13 protein-coding genes and 1 pseudogene are annotated in these 16,671 nt (G+C 72.9%); 5 read left to right on the forward strand and 9 right to left on the reverse strand.

Annotated features, from left to right (window positions below; translation table 11 throughout):
* Positions 1-220: 220 nt before the first annotated feature.
* The 3 genes from STRAU_RS44525 to STRAU_RS30665 all read left to right on the forward strand — a co-directional run bounded on the left by STRAU_RS44525 (position 221) and on the right by STRAU_RS30665 (position 1,385).
* Complete coding sequence (locus STRAU_RS44525) at positions 221-307, forward strand: putative leader peptide (RefSeq protein ID WP_310592286.1); 87 nt, start codon at positions 221-223, stop codon at positions 305-307.
* Positions 308-378: 71 nt separating this feature from the next.
* Positions 379-930: a cupin domain-containing protein gene (locus tag STRAU_RS30660; RefSeq protein ID WP_016644304.1), complete on the forward strand. Its 552-nt coding sequence runs from the start codon at positions 379-381 to the stop codon at positions 928-930.
* A gap of 14 nt (positions 931-944) precedes the next feature.
* A complete protein-coding gene (locus STRAU_RS30665) occupies positions 945-1,385 on the forward strand; it encodes a rhodanese-like domain-containing protein (protein WP_052029355.1) in 441 nt (146 codons plus the stop codon).
* A gap of 69 nt (positions 1,386-1,454) precedes the next feature.
* Here STRAU_RS30665 and STRAU_RS30670 read toward each other — a convergent pair whose 3' ends face one another.
* The 6 genes from STRAU_RS30670 to STRAU_RS30695 form a co-directional block, all read right to left on the reverse strand.
* Positions 1,455-4,013: an FtsX-like permease family protein gene (locus STRAU_RS30670; RefSeq protein ID WP_016644306.1), complete on the reverse strand. Its 2,559-nt coding sequence runs from the start codon at positions 4,011-4,013 to the stop codon at positions 1,455-1,457.
* The gene (locus STRAU_RS30675) at positions 4,010-4,738 is read right to left on the reverse strand and encodes a winged helix-turn-helix domain-containing protein (protein WP_016644307.1); all 729 of its coding nucleotides are present in this window, start codon (positions 4,736-4,738) and stop codon (positions 4,010-4,012) included. Before STRAU_RS30675 ends, STRAU_RS30670 begins: the two co-directional genes overlap by 4 nt.
* Before the next feature lie 98 nt (positions 4,739-4,836).
* The gene (recX, locus tag STRAU_RS30680) at positions 4,837-5,664 is read right to left on the reverse strand and encodes a recombination regulator RecX (RefSeq protein ID WP_016644308.1); all 828 of its coding nucleotides are present in this window, start codon (positions 5,662-5,664) and stop codon (positions 4,837-4,839) included.
* 3 nt (positions 5,665-5,667) lie between these two features.
* Complete coding sequence (gene recA / locus STRAU_RS30685) at positions 5,668-6,798, reverse strand: recombinase RecA (RefSeq protein ID WP_037663000.1); 1,131 nt, start codon at positions 6,796-6,798, stop codon at positions 5,668-5,670.
* A gap of 345 nt (positions 6,799-7,143) precedes the next feature.
* On the reverse strand, positions 7,144-8,382 hold the full coding sequence (locus tag STRAU_RS30690; protein ID WP_016644310.1) for an AI-2E family transporter: 1,239 nt from the start codon (positions 8,380-8,382) through the stop codon (positions 7,144-7,146).
* Positions 8,383-8,516: 134 nt separating this feature from the next.
* Entirely contained in the window at positions 8,517-8,711 is a 195-nt protein-coding gene (locus tag STRAU_RS30695; protein ID WP_016644311.1) for a DUF3046 domain-containing protein, read from the reverse strand.
* Positions 8,712-8,790: 79 nt separating this feature from the next.
* Here STRAU_RS30695 and STRAU_RS30700 point away from each other — a divergent pair, with 79 nt between their 5' ends.
* Positions 8,791-9,732, forward strand: a complete 942-nt coding sequence (locus STRAU_RS30700) for a prenyltransferase/squalene oxidase repeat-containing protein (RefSeq protein WP_016644312.1) — start codon at positions 8,791-8,793, stop codon at positions 9,730-9,732.
* A gap of 43 nt (positions 9,733-9,775) precedes the next feature.
* Here STRAU_RS30700 and STRAU_RS30705 read toward each other — a convergent pair whose 3' ends face one another.
* From STRAU_RS30705 to STRAU_RS30715, 3 genes and pseudogenes are all read right to left on the reverse strand, one after another.
* Positions 9,776-10,084 (reverse strand): AzlD domain-containing protein, encoded by a 309-nt coding sequence (locus STRAU_RS30705; RefSeq protein WP_016644313.1) that lies wholly within the window; start codon positions 10,082-10,084, stop codon positions 9,776-9,778.
* Complete coding sequence (locus STRAU_RS30710; protein WP_037663002.1) at positions 10,081-10,761, reverse strand: AzlC family ABC transporter permease; 681 nt, start codon at positions 10,759-10,761, stop codon at positions 10,081-10,083. The genes STRAU_RS30705 and STRAU_RS30710 overlap by 4 nt, the downstream gene beginning before the upstream one ends.
* 128 nt (positions 10,762-10,889) lie before the next feature.
* A pseudogene (locus tag STRAU_RS30715) lies at positions 10,890-11,880 on the reverse strand (AraC family transcriptional regulator).
* Between the two features lie 78 nt (positions 11,881-11,958).
* Between STRAU_RS30715 and STRAU_RS30720 the strand changes: the two are divergent.
* Positions 11,959-16,629 carry an ATP-dependent helicase gene (locus STRAU_RS30720; protein WP_016644315.1) on the forward strand — a complete coding sequence of 1,557 codons (4,671 nt, stop codon included), beginning with the start codon at positions 11,959-11,961 and terminating at the stop codon, positions 16,627-16,629.
* Positions 16,630-16,671 lie beyond the last annotated feature (42 nt).

Genomic DNA, 16,671 nt, shown 5'->3' on the forward strand with positions numbered 1-16,671 from the left:
GCCGCCGCGGACGCGGGCCGGGAGGCTGGCGACGCGTCCACCGGTGCTGCCGAGGGCCCGTCCGGCGCCCCGGACAGCACCCCGAACAAGGCTCCGGACACCGCCCCGACCAGCGGAAACGACCGGATCGAAGCCCCCGGCGTCCCACCCGGAGGCGACCGACCGACCGGATGATGAACATGAGTTGACCGTCTCCCGGCTCCGTGGTCTACTCCGGACCATGACCGACACCGCTGTTCGCCTGTGGCGGAGGGTCCATATGGACCTCGTCCGCTATGCGGGCTGCGTGTGTCGGCCGTCTCGCTGAATTCGCCATCTCCACCTTCTGCGCGCGCCACGCGTCGGCGCGCACTTCCGCGAACTCACAGGACGGCCCTCATGTCTGCCTCCGTACCGGCCTCTGCCTCCGTCGCAGCCCCCGCGTCCGTACCGGCCCCCGCCCCCACCTCCGCCGAGCTCCTCGACTTCGTGCGCCGCACCGCGGCCGACACCGACCTCATCGCCTCGCTGCCCCTTGATCCGGAGGGCCGCACCTGGGTGCGTCTGGAGGGCCCCCACGGCAGCGAGGCATGGCTGATCGGCTGGCCACCGGGCACCGGTACCGGCTGGCACGACCACGCCGAGTCGGTGGGCGCCTTCACCACCGCCGCGGGCACCCTCAAGGAGAACTCCCTCGCCGCCCGCCTGCCCACCGACGGCTGGAAGACCCTGGAACTCACCGAGGGCGTCGACCGCGAACGACGCCTCGCCACCGGCCAGGGCCGCGCGTTCGGCCGCAACCACGTGCACGAGGTGCTCAACGAGTCCACCACCGGACACGCCGTCTCCGTGCACGCCTACTACCCGCCACTGCCGCAGATCCGCCGCTACAGCCGCACCGGCGCCGTACTGCGCCTCGAACACGTCGAGCGTCCGGAGGACTGGCAGTGAGCGCGGGCCTGGAACTGAACGGCGTCCCCGGAGTGCCCGCACCGGCGCCCGCCTCCGGCGCACCCCAATCCCCCGTCGGGATCGACGAGTTGCTGCAACGAGTGCGGCGCGGGCTCGATCGGGTCACTCCGGAGCAGGCGTACGACATCGCTGGATCGGGCGGGCTGCTCGTCGACACCCGGTACGCGGCGCTGCGCGAGCGGGACGGCCTGATCCCCGGCGCCCTCGTCGTCGAGCGCAACGAACTGGAGTGGCGCCTCGATCCCCAGGGCAGCCATCGCGCACCCGAGGCGGTCAGCCATGAGCTGCGGATCGTGGTGTTCTGCAACGAGGGCTACGCGTCGAGCCTCGCGGCGGCCTCCCTACGGCAGTTGGGGCTGCGGCACGCGACGGACCTCATCGGCGGGTTCCAGGCGTGGAAGGCGGCGGGGCTGCCGGTCCAAGAGGGGCGGTAAGGGGCAGACCACCGCGGTAAGGGGCAGACCGCCATTGTGGACCGCCCCTTACCGCGTGCGTACGGCCCCTTACTCCTTGGCCGTCGCGACGGTGACGGGGCGCGACTTGAGGGCCGCCCGGCCCGGAAGGGCCGTCGCCGTCAGGGCGAGCAGTCCGGCGACGGCGACCACGGCCGCGTACACGAGGGGCAGGACCGCCGGTGCCGCGGTGCCGGTCATGCCGACGCTGAACCCGGTCAGGACGGCGAGCGCGATGCCGCTGCCGAGTGCCGTCGCGAGGAGCAGGACGGCCAGCGCCTCGGTGCGCAGCATGCGCAGGACCTGGCGGCGTGTGGCGCCCGCCAGGCGCAGGAGCGCGAACTCCCGGACGCGTTCGGAGACCGACATCGCGAGCGTGTTGACGACGGCGATCGCGGTGAAGGCCAGAACCAGGCCCATGGCCACGTAGTTCACCTCGGCGTTCTCCTGCCCGCGCTCGGCCTGGAGGTCACCGACAGCGGAGGGTGACAGAACGCGTACGTCGGGGAACTTCTTCAGGGCCGCCGCGAGTTGGTCCTTTGTACGTTCGGTCTTGACGAGGACCGTGGCGGCGAGCGGGTTGTCAACGTGGCGGGCGACCAGGTCGTGCGCCATGGTCAGATCGCCGAAGCCGAGCCCGCGCGCGTAGACGGCGGTCACTTCGAGGGTGGTCGGGGTGCCGTCGCCGAGCGTGAGCTTGAGGCTGCTCCCGGGCTTCAAGTGAAGGCGGTCGGCGGCGACTTCACTGACGGCGACGTCGCCCGCGCCGAAGGACGTCAGCGAGCCCGCGGTGACGTCCGGGTCCCAGGTGCGGTCGAGCCCGGCGGGGGTCACGCCCTGCGCGGGGTACTTGTCGAGGCCGACGCGCACGGTCGTGCGGACGACTTCGGTGACGGCCTCGACGCCATCGGCCGTCCGGAGCTGCCGTGCGGCCTGCCCCGGCACGCCGGGGCCGCTCGCGGCCAGGGTCCAGTCCGCGCGGACGCCGTCGCGTGCCTGGGCGCGGGCCGCGGCGCCGAGCGTGGGCTGGACGAAGAGGACGGTGCAGGTCATGCCGATGAGCAGGACGAGGGGGGTGACGACGGCGGCCATCCGGGCGGCGTTGCCGCGGAGGTTGGCGTGCGCGAGGCGGCCGCCTGGGCCGGTCAGCCGCAGCGGGCGGGCGAGCAGGGCGGCGGTCGCCCTGACGATGAGCGGTCCGAGCAGGGCGACGGAGGTGGCGAGGACGACAACGGCCAGGAAGGTCACGGGAGTCGAGGCGGGCTCGGTGCGCAGGTTGCCGAGGAGGACGACGAGGACGACGCCTCCGGCGAGGAGGGCGAGGCCCGCGCCGATCCGGGCCCAGGTGGGCCGTGCGGGTTCCACGCGCGCCTCCGCGAGTGCCTCGCCCGGGCGGATCCGCGCGATGCGGCGTGCGGAGAGGCGTGCGGCGGCCCAGGCGCCCAGGAGTGTCGCGGCGACGCCGACGAGCGGCGGGAAGACGCCGACGACGCGGTCGAGTGTCGCCGGGACGGCGCCCCGCGCCACGAACTCGTCGTGCAGCAGCGCCCCGAGCGGGATCCCGGCGAGCGCGCCGAGCACTCCCGCGACCGCTCCGACGATGAGGGCCTCACGGCCGAGCAGCTTGCGGATCTGCTTCGGGCTCGCGGCGATGGCGCGCAGCAGGGCCAGTTCGCGGTGGCGTTGCTGGACGGAGAGCGCGAAAGTGCCGACGACCACGAGGACGGCCACGAGCAGCGAGGTGCCGCCCATCGCGCCGCCGACGCTGACGAGCTTCACCCGGGCGCCCGCGGCGTCGAGGAACTCCACGGCCCCACGGTCTCCGCCGCTGCTGACCTGCGCTGTCGTCCCGGAGATGGCCTTCTTGACCGCCGCCTTGAGCTCGTCGGCGGGCACACCCTTGGCCGGGGTGACGCCCACAGCGGTGACGCGGCCCGGGTGGGCGGCGAGGCGCTCGGCTTCCTGCGCGGAGAAGAAGAGCGAGGTCTGGTGCGCGAGGCTCCCCCCGCTTCCGGCGCCCCGGCCGGGGGCGGCGATGCCCGTCACTCGGTACGTGCGCGGGGCCTGTGTCGACTGCACGGTGAGCCGGTCGCCGGGTTCGAGGCCGGCGCGGTCGGCGAGGCCGCGGTCGACGACGAGGTCGGACGCGGCGCGCGGGGCCCGGCCGTCGACGAGCAGGAAGGGCGTGAGCGCGGCCGACGCCCAGGCATGTCCGTACGAGGGCCGGCTCGCGTCCATCACGCCGGTGGGCGTCAACGGCCGGGCCAGGAAGGTGAGTTCGGGGACCACTTCGCCGACTCCGGGGGCGTCCTTGAGACGTTGCGTGATGCCGCTCGGCAGCCACGCCCGCTCGGCGATCGGCTTGGCCTTGTGCTTGACCTTGGTCTTGCCCTTCTTGTGCTTGACCGTCCGCTGGTGGACGTTCTGGTCCCCGGAGACGATCACGGGTGCGGCCGCGTAGCGCTCGGTGCGGATGGTGCCGCGCAGGCCCGTCTCCAGGAGCGTGCCGCAGGCGGTGATGAGCGCTGCGGCGCACATCAACGCGACGAAGGCACCGAGGAACCCGCCCTTGCGGTCCCGGATTGTCTGCAGTGCGTAGCGCAGCATCATGACGTCTCGGTCTCTTTTCGGTTGTCTGCGGCGGCCTCGTCGCGTGCGGGCGCGGGCTCAGGGGCCGGGGCGTGGGCGGCGGCCGGGGCCGATGCGGGGGCGGGGGCCGGTGCCGGGAAGGCGAGGAAGCGGGTGAGTACGGTGCGGGCACCGGTCGGGGTGTCGGCGTCGGAGCGCTTGTAGCGGTTGAGAAGCGCGATGTACTCCTCGAAGAACTCGCGCAGTTCGGGCACGGTCAGCCGCATCGTGCCGCGCGAGTACGGAAAGGCGTCGGCCCATTCGCCCGCCTCGGCGCCACCCGTCTCCCGCTGGAGCTGCTCGAAGAGTTCGAGGTCGGCGGCGTACGCGTGGTGGTTCAACTCGTCCATGACGAGCCGCGTTTCGGCGCTCTGCCGACTGCGGGGCGGGAAACGACGATCGCCCGGGACCAGGCGCCACCAGCGCTCGCGGCCGTGACCGGAGCCCTGTGTCTCCTCGACGAAGCCGTATCGGGCAAGCTCGCGGAGGTGGTAGCTGGTGGCTCCGGTGTTCAGCCCGAGGGCTCGCGCCAGCGTCGCGGAGGTGGCGGGCCCGTGCACGGTGAGGTGCTGCAGCATCTGCTGCCGCCGTGGCTGCGCGAGCGCCCTCAGGGCGCGGAGGTCGTTCAACTCCTGGGGGACGGGCTGGGGTTCGCCGCCCGCACCGGTCACGACGCCGTGGTCAGTCGTGCTCTCTTCCTGAACCATGCGTACACAGTCGTCTGTGCACAGGGTTCTGTGCACTGCGGCGACCAGGCATCTTCAGGGTGGGGTTGTCCCTACCCCGGGGCCGAGGGGCGCCTCGCTCAGAACCCCTCGTACCCCAGCTCCTCCGTGTCCTCCCCCTCTTCTTCCAGCGCCTGCCGCACCACGCGGAGGGCCATGCCCTCCGCGTACCCCTTGCGGGCGAGCATGCCCGCGAGGCGGCGCAGCCGCTTGTCGCGGTCGAGGCCGCGGGTGGAGCGGAGCTTGCGGGCGACCAGCTCGCGGGCGGTGGCCTCTTCCTGCTCCGAGTCCAACTGTCCGACGGCCTCGTCGATCACCGCCGAGTCCACGCCCTTGGTACGCAGCTCCCGCGCGAGCGCCCGCCTGGCCAGGCCACGGCCGTGGTGCCGGGACTCGACCCAGGCGTCCGCGAACGCCTCGTCGTTGATCAGGCCGACCTCTTCGAAGCGGGAGAGCACTTCCTCCGCCACGTCCTCGGGGATCTCCCGCTTGCGCAGCGCGTCGGCCAGTTGCTTGCGCGTGCGCGGTGTCCCGGTGAGCAGGCGCAGACAGATCGCCCGCGCCCGCTCGGCCGGGTCCCCCGTGTCCCCCGTGGGCGGTTCCCCGTCCTCGGCCCTCGACGAGGACGGGGAACCGCGATCCTGTTGGCCGCCGAAGCCGCCGCGCCGCCGACGGCCGCCTGCGCCGCTCCTGCCGCCACGGCCACCCCGCGGACCGCGGCCCTCGCCGCCGACCGGCGCTTCCAGGTCGGCATAGTCCGGGTCCGGGCCAGGGCCACCGGAGGCGAAGCCGCCCAAGCCGAAGCCTGCCGAGGCGAAGCCGTCCGGATCGGCGCCGCCGACGGCATCGGAGCGGCTTCGTGCCGGGCGGTCGGCGTGGTGGTCCGCCCAGTCGGTTCGTCGCGTCACGGCCTAGCTCTTGGCCGCCGTGGCCTTGGACTTGGTGGTCTTGGCGGCCGCGGGGGCGGGCACCGTCTTGGCCGCGTCGTCCGCGGCGGGGGCGGCCGCGACCGCGGCGTCCGCGCCCGGCTCCGCCGGGGTCTCCGGGCGCACGCCGACGCCCAGCTTCTCCTTGATCTTCTTCTCGATCTCGTTGGCGAGGTCGGGGTTGTCCTTGAGGAAGTTGCGGGCGTTCTCCTTGCCCTGGCCGAGCTGGTCGCCCTCGTACGTGTACCAGGCACCGGCCTTGCGGACGAAGCCGTGCTCCACACCCATGTCGATCAGGCCGCCCTCACGGCTGATGCCCTGGCCGTAGAGGATGTCGAACTCGGCCTGCTTGAAGGGCGGCGCGACCTTGTTCTTGACGACCTTGACTCGGGTGCGGTTACCGACCGCGTCCGTGCCGTCCTTGAGGGTCTCGATGCGGCGGATGTCCATGCGCACCGAGGCGTAGAACTTCAGCGCCCGGCCACCGGTCGTGGTCTCCGGGGAGCCGAACATCACACCGATCTTCTCACGGAGCTGGTTGATGAAGATCGCGGTGGTCTTCGACTGGTTGAGCGCGCTGGTGATCTTCCGCAGGGCCTGGCTCATCAGGCGGGCCTGCAGACCCACGTGCGAGTCGCCCATCTCGCCCTCGATCTCCGCGCGCGGCACCAGGGCCGCGACGGAGTCGATGACGATCAGGTCGAGCGCGCCGGAGCGGACCAGCATGTCGACGATCTCCAGTGCCTGCTCGCCGTTGTCCGGCTGGGACAGGATGAGGTTGTCGATGTCTACGCCGAGCTTCTTCGCGTACTCCGGATCGAGGGCGTGCTCCGCGTCCACGAAGGCCACCGCGCCGCCGGCCCGCTGCGCGTTGGCCACGGCGTGCAGCGTCAGGGTCGTCTTGCCGGAGGACTCCGGGCCGTACACCTCCACCACGCGGCCGCGCGGGATGCCGCCGACGCCGAGCGCGACGTCAAGCGCGGTCGACCCGGTGGGGATGACCTCGATGGGCTCATTCGGCCGCTCGCCCATGCGCATCACTGCGCCCTTGCCGAATTGCCGTTCAATCTGTGCGAGCGCGGCGTCGAGCGCCTTCTCGCGGTCGGTTCCTGCCATGGGTTCCACCCGGTTTGCTTGAGTCGATCGCTTCACGTCAAAGACGCTAACGCCTGCCACTGACAATGCGCCCCGACGGCCGCCCGGCCTGTGGATAACTCGGGCGTTCCGCCCGCCGCGATCCACCGGCGTCGGCCGGAGATCCCCCCGTGAACCCCCGGAACAACGCCGCCAGAACCCCTATATGAATGGATGTTCGATTTTGCTGTCAAGCGCACCACGCGGCGACGAACGAAGGAGTCGGCGGGCGCACACGGCTTCAGGAGGCGTTCGGCCAGCCGTCGCGGAGAGGCTGCGCGGACGCGTGGAGGGACTGCGCGGGCATGTTGAGGGACTACGCGGGCATCAGGCCGTGCGGTCGTCGTCTCCCGGCCCCGTCAGCGCGCGCCGTACACGCGCGAGGAGGGGCGAGCCGCCCCGGCGGTGGTGCCCGTGGACGCGGGGGTCGTCCATCACGTCGTACCGCTTCACGTACGCCCCCAGGAACGCCTGCAGCGTGGCGACCGCCGGGATCGCGACCAGGGCGCCGACCGCGCCGAGAAGCGCCGTGCCCGCGATGACCGACCCGAAGGCGACCGCCGGGTGGATGTCCACGCTCTTGGCGGTGAGCTTGGGCTGCAGGACGTAGTTCTCGAACTGCTGGTAGATCACGACGAAGATCAGCACCCACAGCGCGTACCAGGGGTCCACGGTGAAGGCGATCAGCATCGGCAGGGCGCCCGCCAGGTACGTGCCGATCGTGGGGATGAACTGGGAGACCAGGCCGACCCAGACCGCGAGCACGGGGGCGTAGGGCACTTCGAGGACCTGCAGCAGGATGTAGTGCGCTATGCCGGAGATCAGCGCCATCAGGCCGCGGGAGTACAGATAACCGCCGGTCTTGTTGACCGCGATCTCCCAGGCGCGCAGCACCTCGGCCTGCTTGGCGGGCGGCAGCACGGAGCACAGCGCGCGCCGCAGCCGGGGCCCGTCGGCGGCGAAGTAGAACGAGAACAGCAGGATCGTCAGGAGCTGGAAGAGGCCGCCGAGCACCTGCGCGGAGACGTCCAGGACGCCGCTGGCGCTGTTCTGCACGTACTTCCGCAGCCAGTCGGAGTGGATCAGGCTGTCCTGGACCTCGACCCGGGACAGGTCCGTGTCGAAGGTCTGGTTGATCCAGCGGATGACCTTGTCCAGGTAGTCCGGGAAGTCCTCGACCATGTCGACGATCTGGCCGGCGAGCATCGACCCCATCATCGTGACGAAGCCCGCGCTCACGACCAGGACGCCCAGGAAGACGACGGCCGTGGCCAGGCCGCGGCGCAATCCGCGCGCCGCCATCCAGCTCACGGCCGGCTCGACGGCGAGGGCGAGGAAGAACGCGATCAGGATGTTGATCAGCAGCCCGGTGAGCTGGTGGAAGGCCCAGCTGCCGAGCTGGAAACAGGCGACCAGAGCGAGCGCGAGCACCATGGCGCGCGGCAGCCAGCGCGGCATGCCGGCGCCACGCGCCTGCTCCGCCCCGGCGGGGGGCTGGGCGGGCGGGGTGGTGCCGGGCGGTGCTGCCTCGGAAGTGATCTGCGCGGTCTCGTCTGTGGGTGCCACCGTGCCAGTCTCGCCCACGCCGTCGGCATTCGGCCGCCGCCCCCGGTTTTGGGGGCCGGCGGACGCAGTGAGCGCGTCCCCGCGCGCGGGGGACACGCGCAGGGAGCGCGAGGAGCGCCCGCAAGGTGCCGGTATCAGCGCTTTTCAGCCGGTACGTCCATGGCCGAGCACACCACCCGCCACACGTCCTTCGCCTCCCAGCCCGCGTCCAGCGCCTGGTGCACCGTGCGCCCGCCGAGCCCCGTCATCACATGATCGCGCGCGAAGGTGTCGGCGTACCCCGCGCCGAAGTGAGCCGCCATCCGCTGCCAGAAGACCGTCAACCGCATGCCTTCAGTATCGCGCCCCTGAGAGTGCAGCCCTGCGCAGAGGGCTTGCCGACGCCGCGTTCCGCCCTACCTTCGGAACATGGCCGAAAACGGAGCGTCTCCGCACGCCGCTTCCTCCCCGCTCGCCCGCGCCGAGCAGTTCGTCTGGCTCACCGCGCGCGTCCTAGAACAGCGACGGTTCGCGTACCACTTCCTGGACGGCGGTGCCTGGAACGCCGACGCCGTGGAGACCGCGCTGTCCGCGTACGCCAATGAGGACGGCGGATACGGCCACGCGCTGGAGCCCGATCTGCGCGGCCCCGTGAGCCAGCCGCTGCACACCGGGCACGCGCTGCGCGTCCTGGACACCATCCGCCGCTGCGGCGGCATGCGCGTGGAGCGCGTGTGCCGCTATCTGACCTCCGTGTCGACGCCCGACGGCGCGCTGCCGGCGATTCATCCCAGCCAACGCGGATACCCCTCGGCGCCGTTCGTGCCCGTGGTGGACGACCCGCCGAGCGAACTGCTCGCCACCGGGCCCGTGGTGGGCCTGCTGCACCGCAACGAGGTGTGGCACGCCTGGCTGTTCCGCGCCACCGACTTCTGCTGGCAGAGCGTGGAGACCCTGGAGAAGTCGCATCCGTACGAGATCATGGCGGCCGTCGCCTTCCTGGACGGGGCGCCCGACCGCCCGCGCGCGGAGGCGGCCGCCGACCGCCTCGGCCGCCTCGTACGCGAGCAGCGCCTGGTGGTCCTCGACCCCGAGCACGCCGACGCCAACCCGGTCCCTCCGGGGTACGGCCCCGGCGAGCACCACTTCGCGCACGACTACGCGAAGGCACCCGAATCGCTCGCCCGCGCGTGGTTCACGGACGACGAGATGGCACGCTCCCTGGACTTCCTGCTGAACGAGCAACAAGAAGACGGCGGTTGGCCGATCCGGTGGCGGCAGTGGGCTCCGAGTACGTCCCTGGAGTGCCGCCCGATGGTCACGATCGAGGCGCTGCGCACGCTGCGGGCGTACGGGCGGCGCATCGGCTGAGGTCCGCTGCCCCACCGGCCGGGGCTCGCCGCCCGGGCGTCCGTCAGCCCGTCATCGCCCGCACCCCCGCCGTGACGAGCACGGCCGACGCGATGACGAGCAGGAAGGGCGCGCGCAGCAGCAGCGCCACGGCGGCCGCGGCGAGGCCGGCCGCCTTGGCGTCGAGCACGAGGGCCCGGCCGTCGGCGAAGGTCTGCTGGGCCGTGAGAGCGGCCAGCAGCGCCACCGGCAGCAGCGCGGCCATGCGCTTGACGAGCGGCCGCTCCAGGGCGCCCACGGGCACGAGGAGGCCCGCCAGCTTGACGGCGTAGCAGCCGACGGCGGTCACGGCGATGGCGGTCCAGATGTTCAACGGCCCTTCCCTCCGTCCACGTCGGATCCAGGTGTTTTGCGGCGCACTCCGTAGAGGACCATCGGCACGGCCAGCGCGGCGGCGAGAACCGGCACTCCCTGGGGCAGCACCGAAAGCAGTCCGAGCCCCAGAAGGACGGCGATCGCGGCGACCGCGCGCTCCGTGGCGGTGCGCACCATCGGGGCGAGCAGCGCGAGGAACACGGCGGGACCCGCGGCGTCGAGTCCCCAGGTGTCGGTGTCGCCGATCGCCTCGGCACCGAGCGCGCCCAGGAGCGTGGTGAGGTTCCACAGGAGGTACAGGCTGATCCCGGTGACGGCGAAGCCGATGCGGACGGCCCGCCGCCCCGACTGCGCCAGGGAGACGGCCGTCGTCTCGTCGATCACGAAGTGGGCGGCGAGGGGGCGCACCGCGCGCGGGAGGGCGAGCAGTTGGGAGAGCCGCAGGCCGTAGAAGGCGTTGCGCATGCTGAGGAAGATGGCTCCCACCGAGGCCGTGAGCGGATTCCCGCCACCCGCGAGCGCGCCGACCAGAGCGAACTGCGACGCACCGGTGAAGGCCAGCAGGCTCAGCGCACAGGTCTGCGCCACAGTGAGGCCGCTGCCGGCCGAGGTGACGCCGAAGGCGAAGCCGGAGAGGCCGACGGCGACTCCGACGCCGAGGGCGTCACGGACCACGGCGGAGTCGGGGCGGCCGCTGACGGTCGCGGTGTCGGGGCGGTCCGTGACGTCGGCGGTGTCGGGGCGGCCCGCGGCGTCGGCCGCGTATGCCTGCCCGTCCTCGTGCGCCGATACGTGCTGCCCTCCTAGAGATCCACCGGCACGTCCGGGCCCGGCGCCGTCCCTCCGATCGGCTGCGTCAGGGGCGCCCGCCGGGCACCCGGGTATTTCTGCGGATGATGTTCGCTCTGCCACGCCGTGGACGCTACGAGCAGGGAGTCCGCGCGGTCTTGTACGTTCTTGCGCTCGCGCTGATAGGCGCCCGGAGGCACCCCGACGATCCGGGCGAAGTGCCGGTTCAGGTGCGGCTGGTCGGTGAACCCGACGGCGACGGCCGCATCGGCGGGCGTCGTACCGGCGTCCAGGAGATGGCGGGCACGCCGCACGCGCGCGTCGGTCAGCCAGGCGTGCGGCGGCATGCCGTACGCGTCGCGGAAGGCGCGCAGGAGGGCGAAGGAGCTCACCCCGAGATCGGCCGCGAGCCGCTCCAGGCTCGGCGGGCCGCTCCAGGCTCGGCGGGTCGGCGAGCCGCTCCTCCAGGACGGCACGCGCGCGTGCCGCGACCCTCGCGCCCGCCGAGCGCACACCGCGCTGCGGCACGTTGCCGCCGTTCAGCCGCAGCAGCCGGGTCACGGCGACCCGCAGGAACGTGTCGGCGGCCAGCGCGTTGCCCTCCTCGGCGGCCCGCAGCACCCGGTGGACCAGGGCGACCGCGTACGGATCGTCGAGCACCGGCAGGACGAAGCCCGGCGTCCCGCGCAGGGTGGTCGTCTCCGCGGCGATGGCGGCGACCACGTCCGGGGCCGGATAGACCGCTCCGTACCGCCAGCCCTCGGGGGCTCCGGCGCGGCCGGTGTGCGGGGTGTCGGGGTTGATCAGGGCGAGACTGCCGGGCCCCGCGTGCCGGTCGGCGCCGCTGTGCCGGAAGACGTCGACGCCCTGAGAGATCGCGGCCATCACGAAGTGTTCGTGGGTGTGGCGCGCGAACGTCTTGCGGACGTAGTGGGCACGCAGCAGGTCGACGCCGGGCAGCTCCGCGTACGTCCAGTGCCGCGCCTGCTCCGCCGAACCTGCCATACCCCCATTCTGCGCCACGGGTGCAAACCCTTTTCGCAGGTCGGAGCCATTGTCAGTGGCGGGGTGCACGATGGGGTCATGGTCAGGTCCGCTCGCAGCCCCCAAGCTGCCCTCGACGGCTTCTCCCCCGCGACCCGCGCCTGGTTCACGGGGGCCTTCTCCGCGCCCACGTCCGCCCAGGCCGGGGCGTGGCAGGCGATCGCGGAGGGCTCGGACGTGCTGGTGGTCGCCCCGACCGGATCCGGCAAGACCCTGGCCGCCTTCCTCGCCGCCCTGGACCAGCTGGCCTCGACCCCGCCCCCGGCCGACCCCAAGCAGCGCTGCCGGGTGCTGTACGTATCGCCCCTGAAGGCCCTCGCGGTCGATGTGGAGCGCAATCTGCGCAGTCCCCTCACCGGCATCCGCCAGGAGTCCGTGCGTCTGGGCCTGCCCGAGCCCGAGGTGCGCGTGGGCATCCGCTCCGGTGACACCCCGGCCGCCGAGCGCCGCGCGCTGTCCACCCGCCCGCCGGACATCCTGATCACGACACCCGAGTCGCTGTTCCTGATGCTCACGTCCGCCGCGCGGGACGCCCTGACGGGCATCGAGACAGTGATCGTGGACGAGGTGCACGCCGTCGCGGGCACCAAGCGCGGCGCCCATCTGGCGCTGTCCCTGGAGCGGCTCGACACCCTCCTGAAGCGTCCCGCGCGCCGCATCGGCCTGTCGGCGACGGTCCGCCCGGTGGACGAGGTGGCGCGCTATCTGTCGCCCCAGCGCCGGGTGGAGATCGTCCAGCCCCCGTCGGGCAAGGAATTCGACCTCTCCGTGGTCGTCCCGGTCGAGGATCTGGGCGAGCTGGGCGGCTCCCCGGCCACCGACTCCGACCAGGAAGGGGAGCGCCCGTCGATCTGGCCGCATGTCGAGGAGCGCATCACCGACCTCGTGCAGGCGCATCGGTCGACGATCGTCTTCGCCAACTCCCGCCGCCTGGCGGAGCGCCTGTGCAACCGCCTCAACGAGATCGCGTACGAACGCGCGACGGGCGAGGCCCTCCCGGACGACCACAGTCCGGCGGAGGTGATGGCGCAGTCGGGCGCCGCGCAGGGCGCGCCGCCGGTGCTCGCCCGCGCGCACCACGGCTCGGTCTCCAAGGAGCAGCGCGCCCAGGTCGAGGAGGACCTGAAGGCCGGCCGGCTGCCGGCCGTGGTCGCCACGTCCAGCCTGGAGCTGGGCATCGACATGGGGGCGGTGGACCTGGTGGTGCAGGTCGAGTCACCCCCCTCCGTGGCCTCCGGACTGCAGCGGGTGGGCCGCGCGGGCCACCAAGTGGGCGCGGTCTCCACGGGAGTCGTCTTCCCGAAGTACCGCGGCGACCTGGTCCAGGCGGCCGTCGTCACAGAGCGGATGCGCACGGGCTCCATCGAGTCCCTGCGTGTCCCGGCGAACCCCTTGGACGTGCTGGCCCAGCAGCTCGTCGCCATGGTGGCCCTCGACGTCTGGCAGGTGGACGACCTGCTGGCCGTGGTCCGCCGCGCCGCGCCGTTCGCCTCGCTCCCGGAGTCGGCGTTCACGTCCGTCCTGGACATGCTGGCCGGCCGCTATCCGTCCGACGCCTTCGCCGAGCTGCGCCCGCGCGTGGTGTGGGACCGCGTCGCGGGCACGGTCACCGGGCGGCCTGGGGCGCAGCGCCTGGCGGTCACCTCGGGGGGCACGATTCCGGACCGGGGCCTGTTCGGTGTCTTCCTCGCGGGCGCCGACCCGAAGAAGGGCGGCGGCCGCGTCGGCGAGCTCGACGAGGAGATGGTCTACGAATCCCGCGTGGGCGACGTCTTCACCCTCGGCACGAGTTCCTGGCGCATCGAGGACATCACCCGCGACCGCGTCCTGGTCTCCCCCGCCCCCGGCGTTCCGGGAAGGCTGCCGTTCTGGAAGGGCGACCAGCTCGGCCGTCCGCTCGAACTGGGCCGCGCCCTGGGCGCGTTCCTCCGGGAGATCGGCTCACTGCCCGCGGCCGACGCGCGCGCACGCCTGCTCGCCGCGGGCCTGGACACCTGGGCCGCGGACAACGTCCTGGCGTATCTCAGCGAGCAGCGCGAAGCATGCGGTCACATCCCGGACGACCGCACGATCGTGGTCGAGCGCTTCCGCGACGAGCTGGGCGACTGGCGCGTGGTGGTGCACTCCCCCTTCGGCGCCCAGGTGCACGCCCCCTGGGCGCTGGCACTGGGCGCCCGCCTCACCGAGCGGTACGGCATGGACACCCAGGTGATGCACGCCGACGACGGCATCGTCCTGCGCCTTCCGGACGCCGACCTGATGGGCCTCGACCTGCTCGACCAGGAGCCGGTGGACATCACCGTGGACTCCGCCCTCGACCCCGAGCAGGCCCCCGTGGGCGCCGGCGACGTGGCCTTCGACAAGGGCGAGATCCGCCAGATCGTCACCGACCAGGTGGGCGGCTCGGCGCTGTTCGCGTCGCGCTTCCGCGAATGCGCCGCCCGCGCCCTGCTGCTGCCGCGCCGCAGCCCCGGAAAGCGCACGCCCCTGTGGCAGCAGCGCCAGCGCGCCGCCCAGCTCCTCGAAGTCACCAGCGAGTTCGGCTCCTTCCCCATCGTCCTGGAAGCGGTCAGGGAGTGCCTCCAGGACGTCTTCGACGTGCCGGGCCTGACCGAGCTGATGGGCGACATCGAGTCCCGCAGCGTCCGCCTCGTCGAGGTCACCACCCCGGAGCCGTCGCCCTTCGCCCGCTCCCTCCTGTTCGGGTACGTGGCGCAGTTCCTGTACGAGGGCGACTCACCGCTCGCCGAGCGCCGCGCCGCCGCCCTGTCCCTGGACTCCCGCCTCCTCGCCGAACTGCTTGGCCAGGCCGAGCTGCGCGAGCTGCTCGACGTCGACGTCCTCGCGGCCCTGGAGCAGGAGCTCCAGTGGCTCACGGAGGACCGCCGCATCAAGGACGTCGAAGGCGTGGCCGACCTGCTGCGCCTCCTCGGACCGCTCACGGACGCCGAGCTGGCCGAGCGCGGTGCGGAGCCCGAGTGGGCCGAGGAGCTGGCCGGCGCCCGCCGCGCCATCCGGGTCCGCGTCGCCGGCGCGGACCACTGGGCGGCGATCGAGGACGCGGGCCGCCTGCGGGACGCGCTCGGCACGGCGCTCCCGGTCGGCGTCCCGGAGGCGTTCACCGAGCCCGTCAAGGATCCCTTGGGCGACCTCCTCGCGCGCTATGCCCGCACCCACGGCCCGTTCACCTCCGCCGCGGCCGCCGCCCGCTTCGGCCTGGGGGCGGCGGTCACGGACGGGGCGCTGCACCGCCTGGCGGCGAACGGCCGTGTCGTACAAGGGGAGTTCCACCCGGCGGGGATCGGCCAGGAGTGGTGCGACGCCACCGTCCTGCGCCGTCTGCGCCGCCGCTCGCTGGCCGCCCTGCGGCACGAACTGGAGCCGGTGCCACCGGCCGCGCTCGCCCAATTCCTGCCGCAGTGGCAGCACTTGAGCGGACACGGCCTGCGCGGAATCGACGGCCTCGTGCGCGCCGTCGAGCAGCTCCAGGGCGCATCGGTCCCGGCGTCCGCCCTGGAAAAGCTCGTCCTCCCGTCCCGGGTCACCGGCTACACCCCAGCGATGCTCGACGAGCTGACAGCGGCCGGAGAGGTGATCTGGGCGGGCGCCGGAGCCCTCCCCGGCAAGGACGGCTGGATCACCCTCTACCTGGCGGATGCGGCCCCGCTCCTCCTCCCACCACCACACCCCCTGGAACTCACGGCACTCCACCAGTCGGTCCTGGACGCCCTCTCCGGAGGCTATGGCCTGTTCTTCCGGCAGATCGCCGACCAGGTCCGCGCCACCACGCATCCGGAGGTCTCCGATCCACAACTGGCGGACGCCGTCTGGGACCTGGCGTGGTCCGGCCGTCTCACCAACGACACGCTCGCCCCGATGCGCTCCCTCCTGGGTTCGGGGCGCACCGCCGGTTCCACCGCCCACCGGGCCAAGCGCAGCATCCCGCGCGGACGGTACGGCACGCTCACGGCCACGGCCCGCCCCACCTCGCGCACCGGCCCGCCCACGGTCGCGGGCCGGTGGTCGCTGCTGCCCGCCCGCGAGCCCGACCCGACCCTGCGGGCCCACGCCCTGGCCCGAACGCTCCTCGACCGGCACGGCGTGGTGACACGCGGAGCGGTCGCGGCAGAAGGAGTGGAGGGCGGCTTCTCTGCCGCGTATCGCGTCCTGTCGGCCTTCGAGGACAACGGCCAGGCACGGCGCGGCTATGTGGTGGAGGGTCTCGGGGCCGCGCAGTTCGCGATGGACGGCGCCGTGGACCGGCTGCGGGCGGGGGCCAACGCCCGTGAGCGCGCGGAGGACTCCCGGCCGTCCGACGCCCAGGCCGTCGTGCTGGCCGCCGCCGACCCCGCCAACGCGTACGGGGCCGCGCTGCCGTGGCCCGATCCGCCCACCGAGGCCGGCCACAAGCCGGGCCGGAAGGCGGGCTCACTGGTCGTCCTGGTCGACGGCGAGCTGACGCTGTACATGGAGCGCGGCGGCAAGTCACTCCTGGCCTGGCCGGTGGCACCGGGTGACGCACACCCCTCCGAGGACCCACGCCTGCCGACCGCCGCGGCGGCGCTGGCCTCGGCAGCAAAAGCGGGCGCCCTGGGCACGGTCACCGTGGAACGAATCAACGGCTCCCCCGCCCTGACGTCCCCCTTCGCCCCCCTCCTGGAACACAGCGGCTTCCACGCCACCCCCCGCGGCCTCCGCCTCCGCCCTTGACCCACCCCCACCGACCGGACAACCACCACCCGCCCCCCACCT

It is taken from the genome of Streptomyces aurantiacus JA 4570 (genome assembly GCF_000414115.1).
In the GTDB taxonomy this organism is placed as follows: domain Bacteria; phylum Actinomycetota; class Actinomycetes; order Streptomycetales; family Streptomycetaceae; genus Streptomyces; species Streptomyces aurantiacus_A.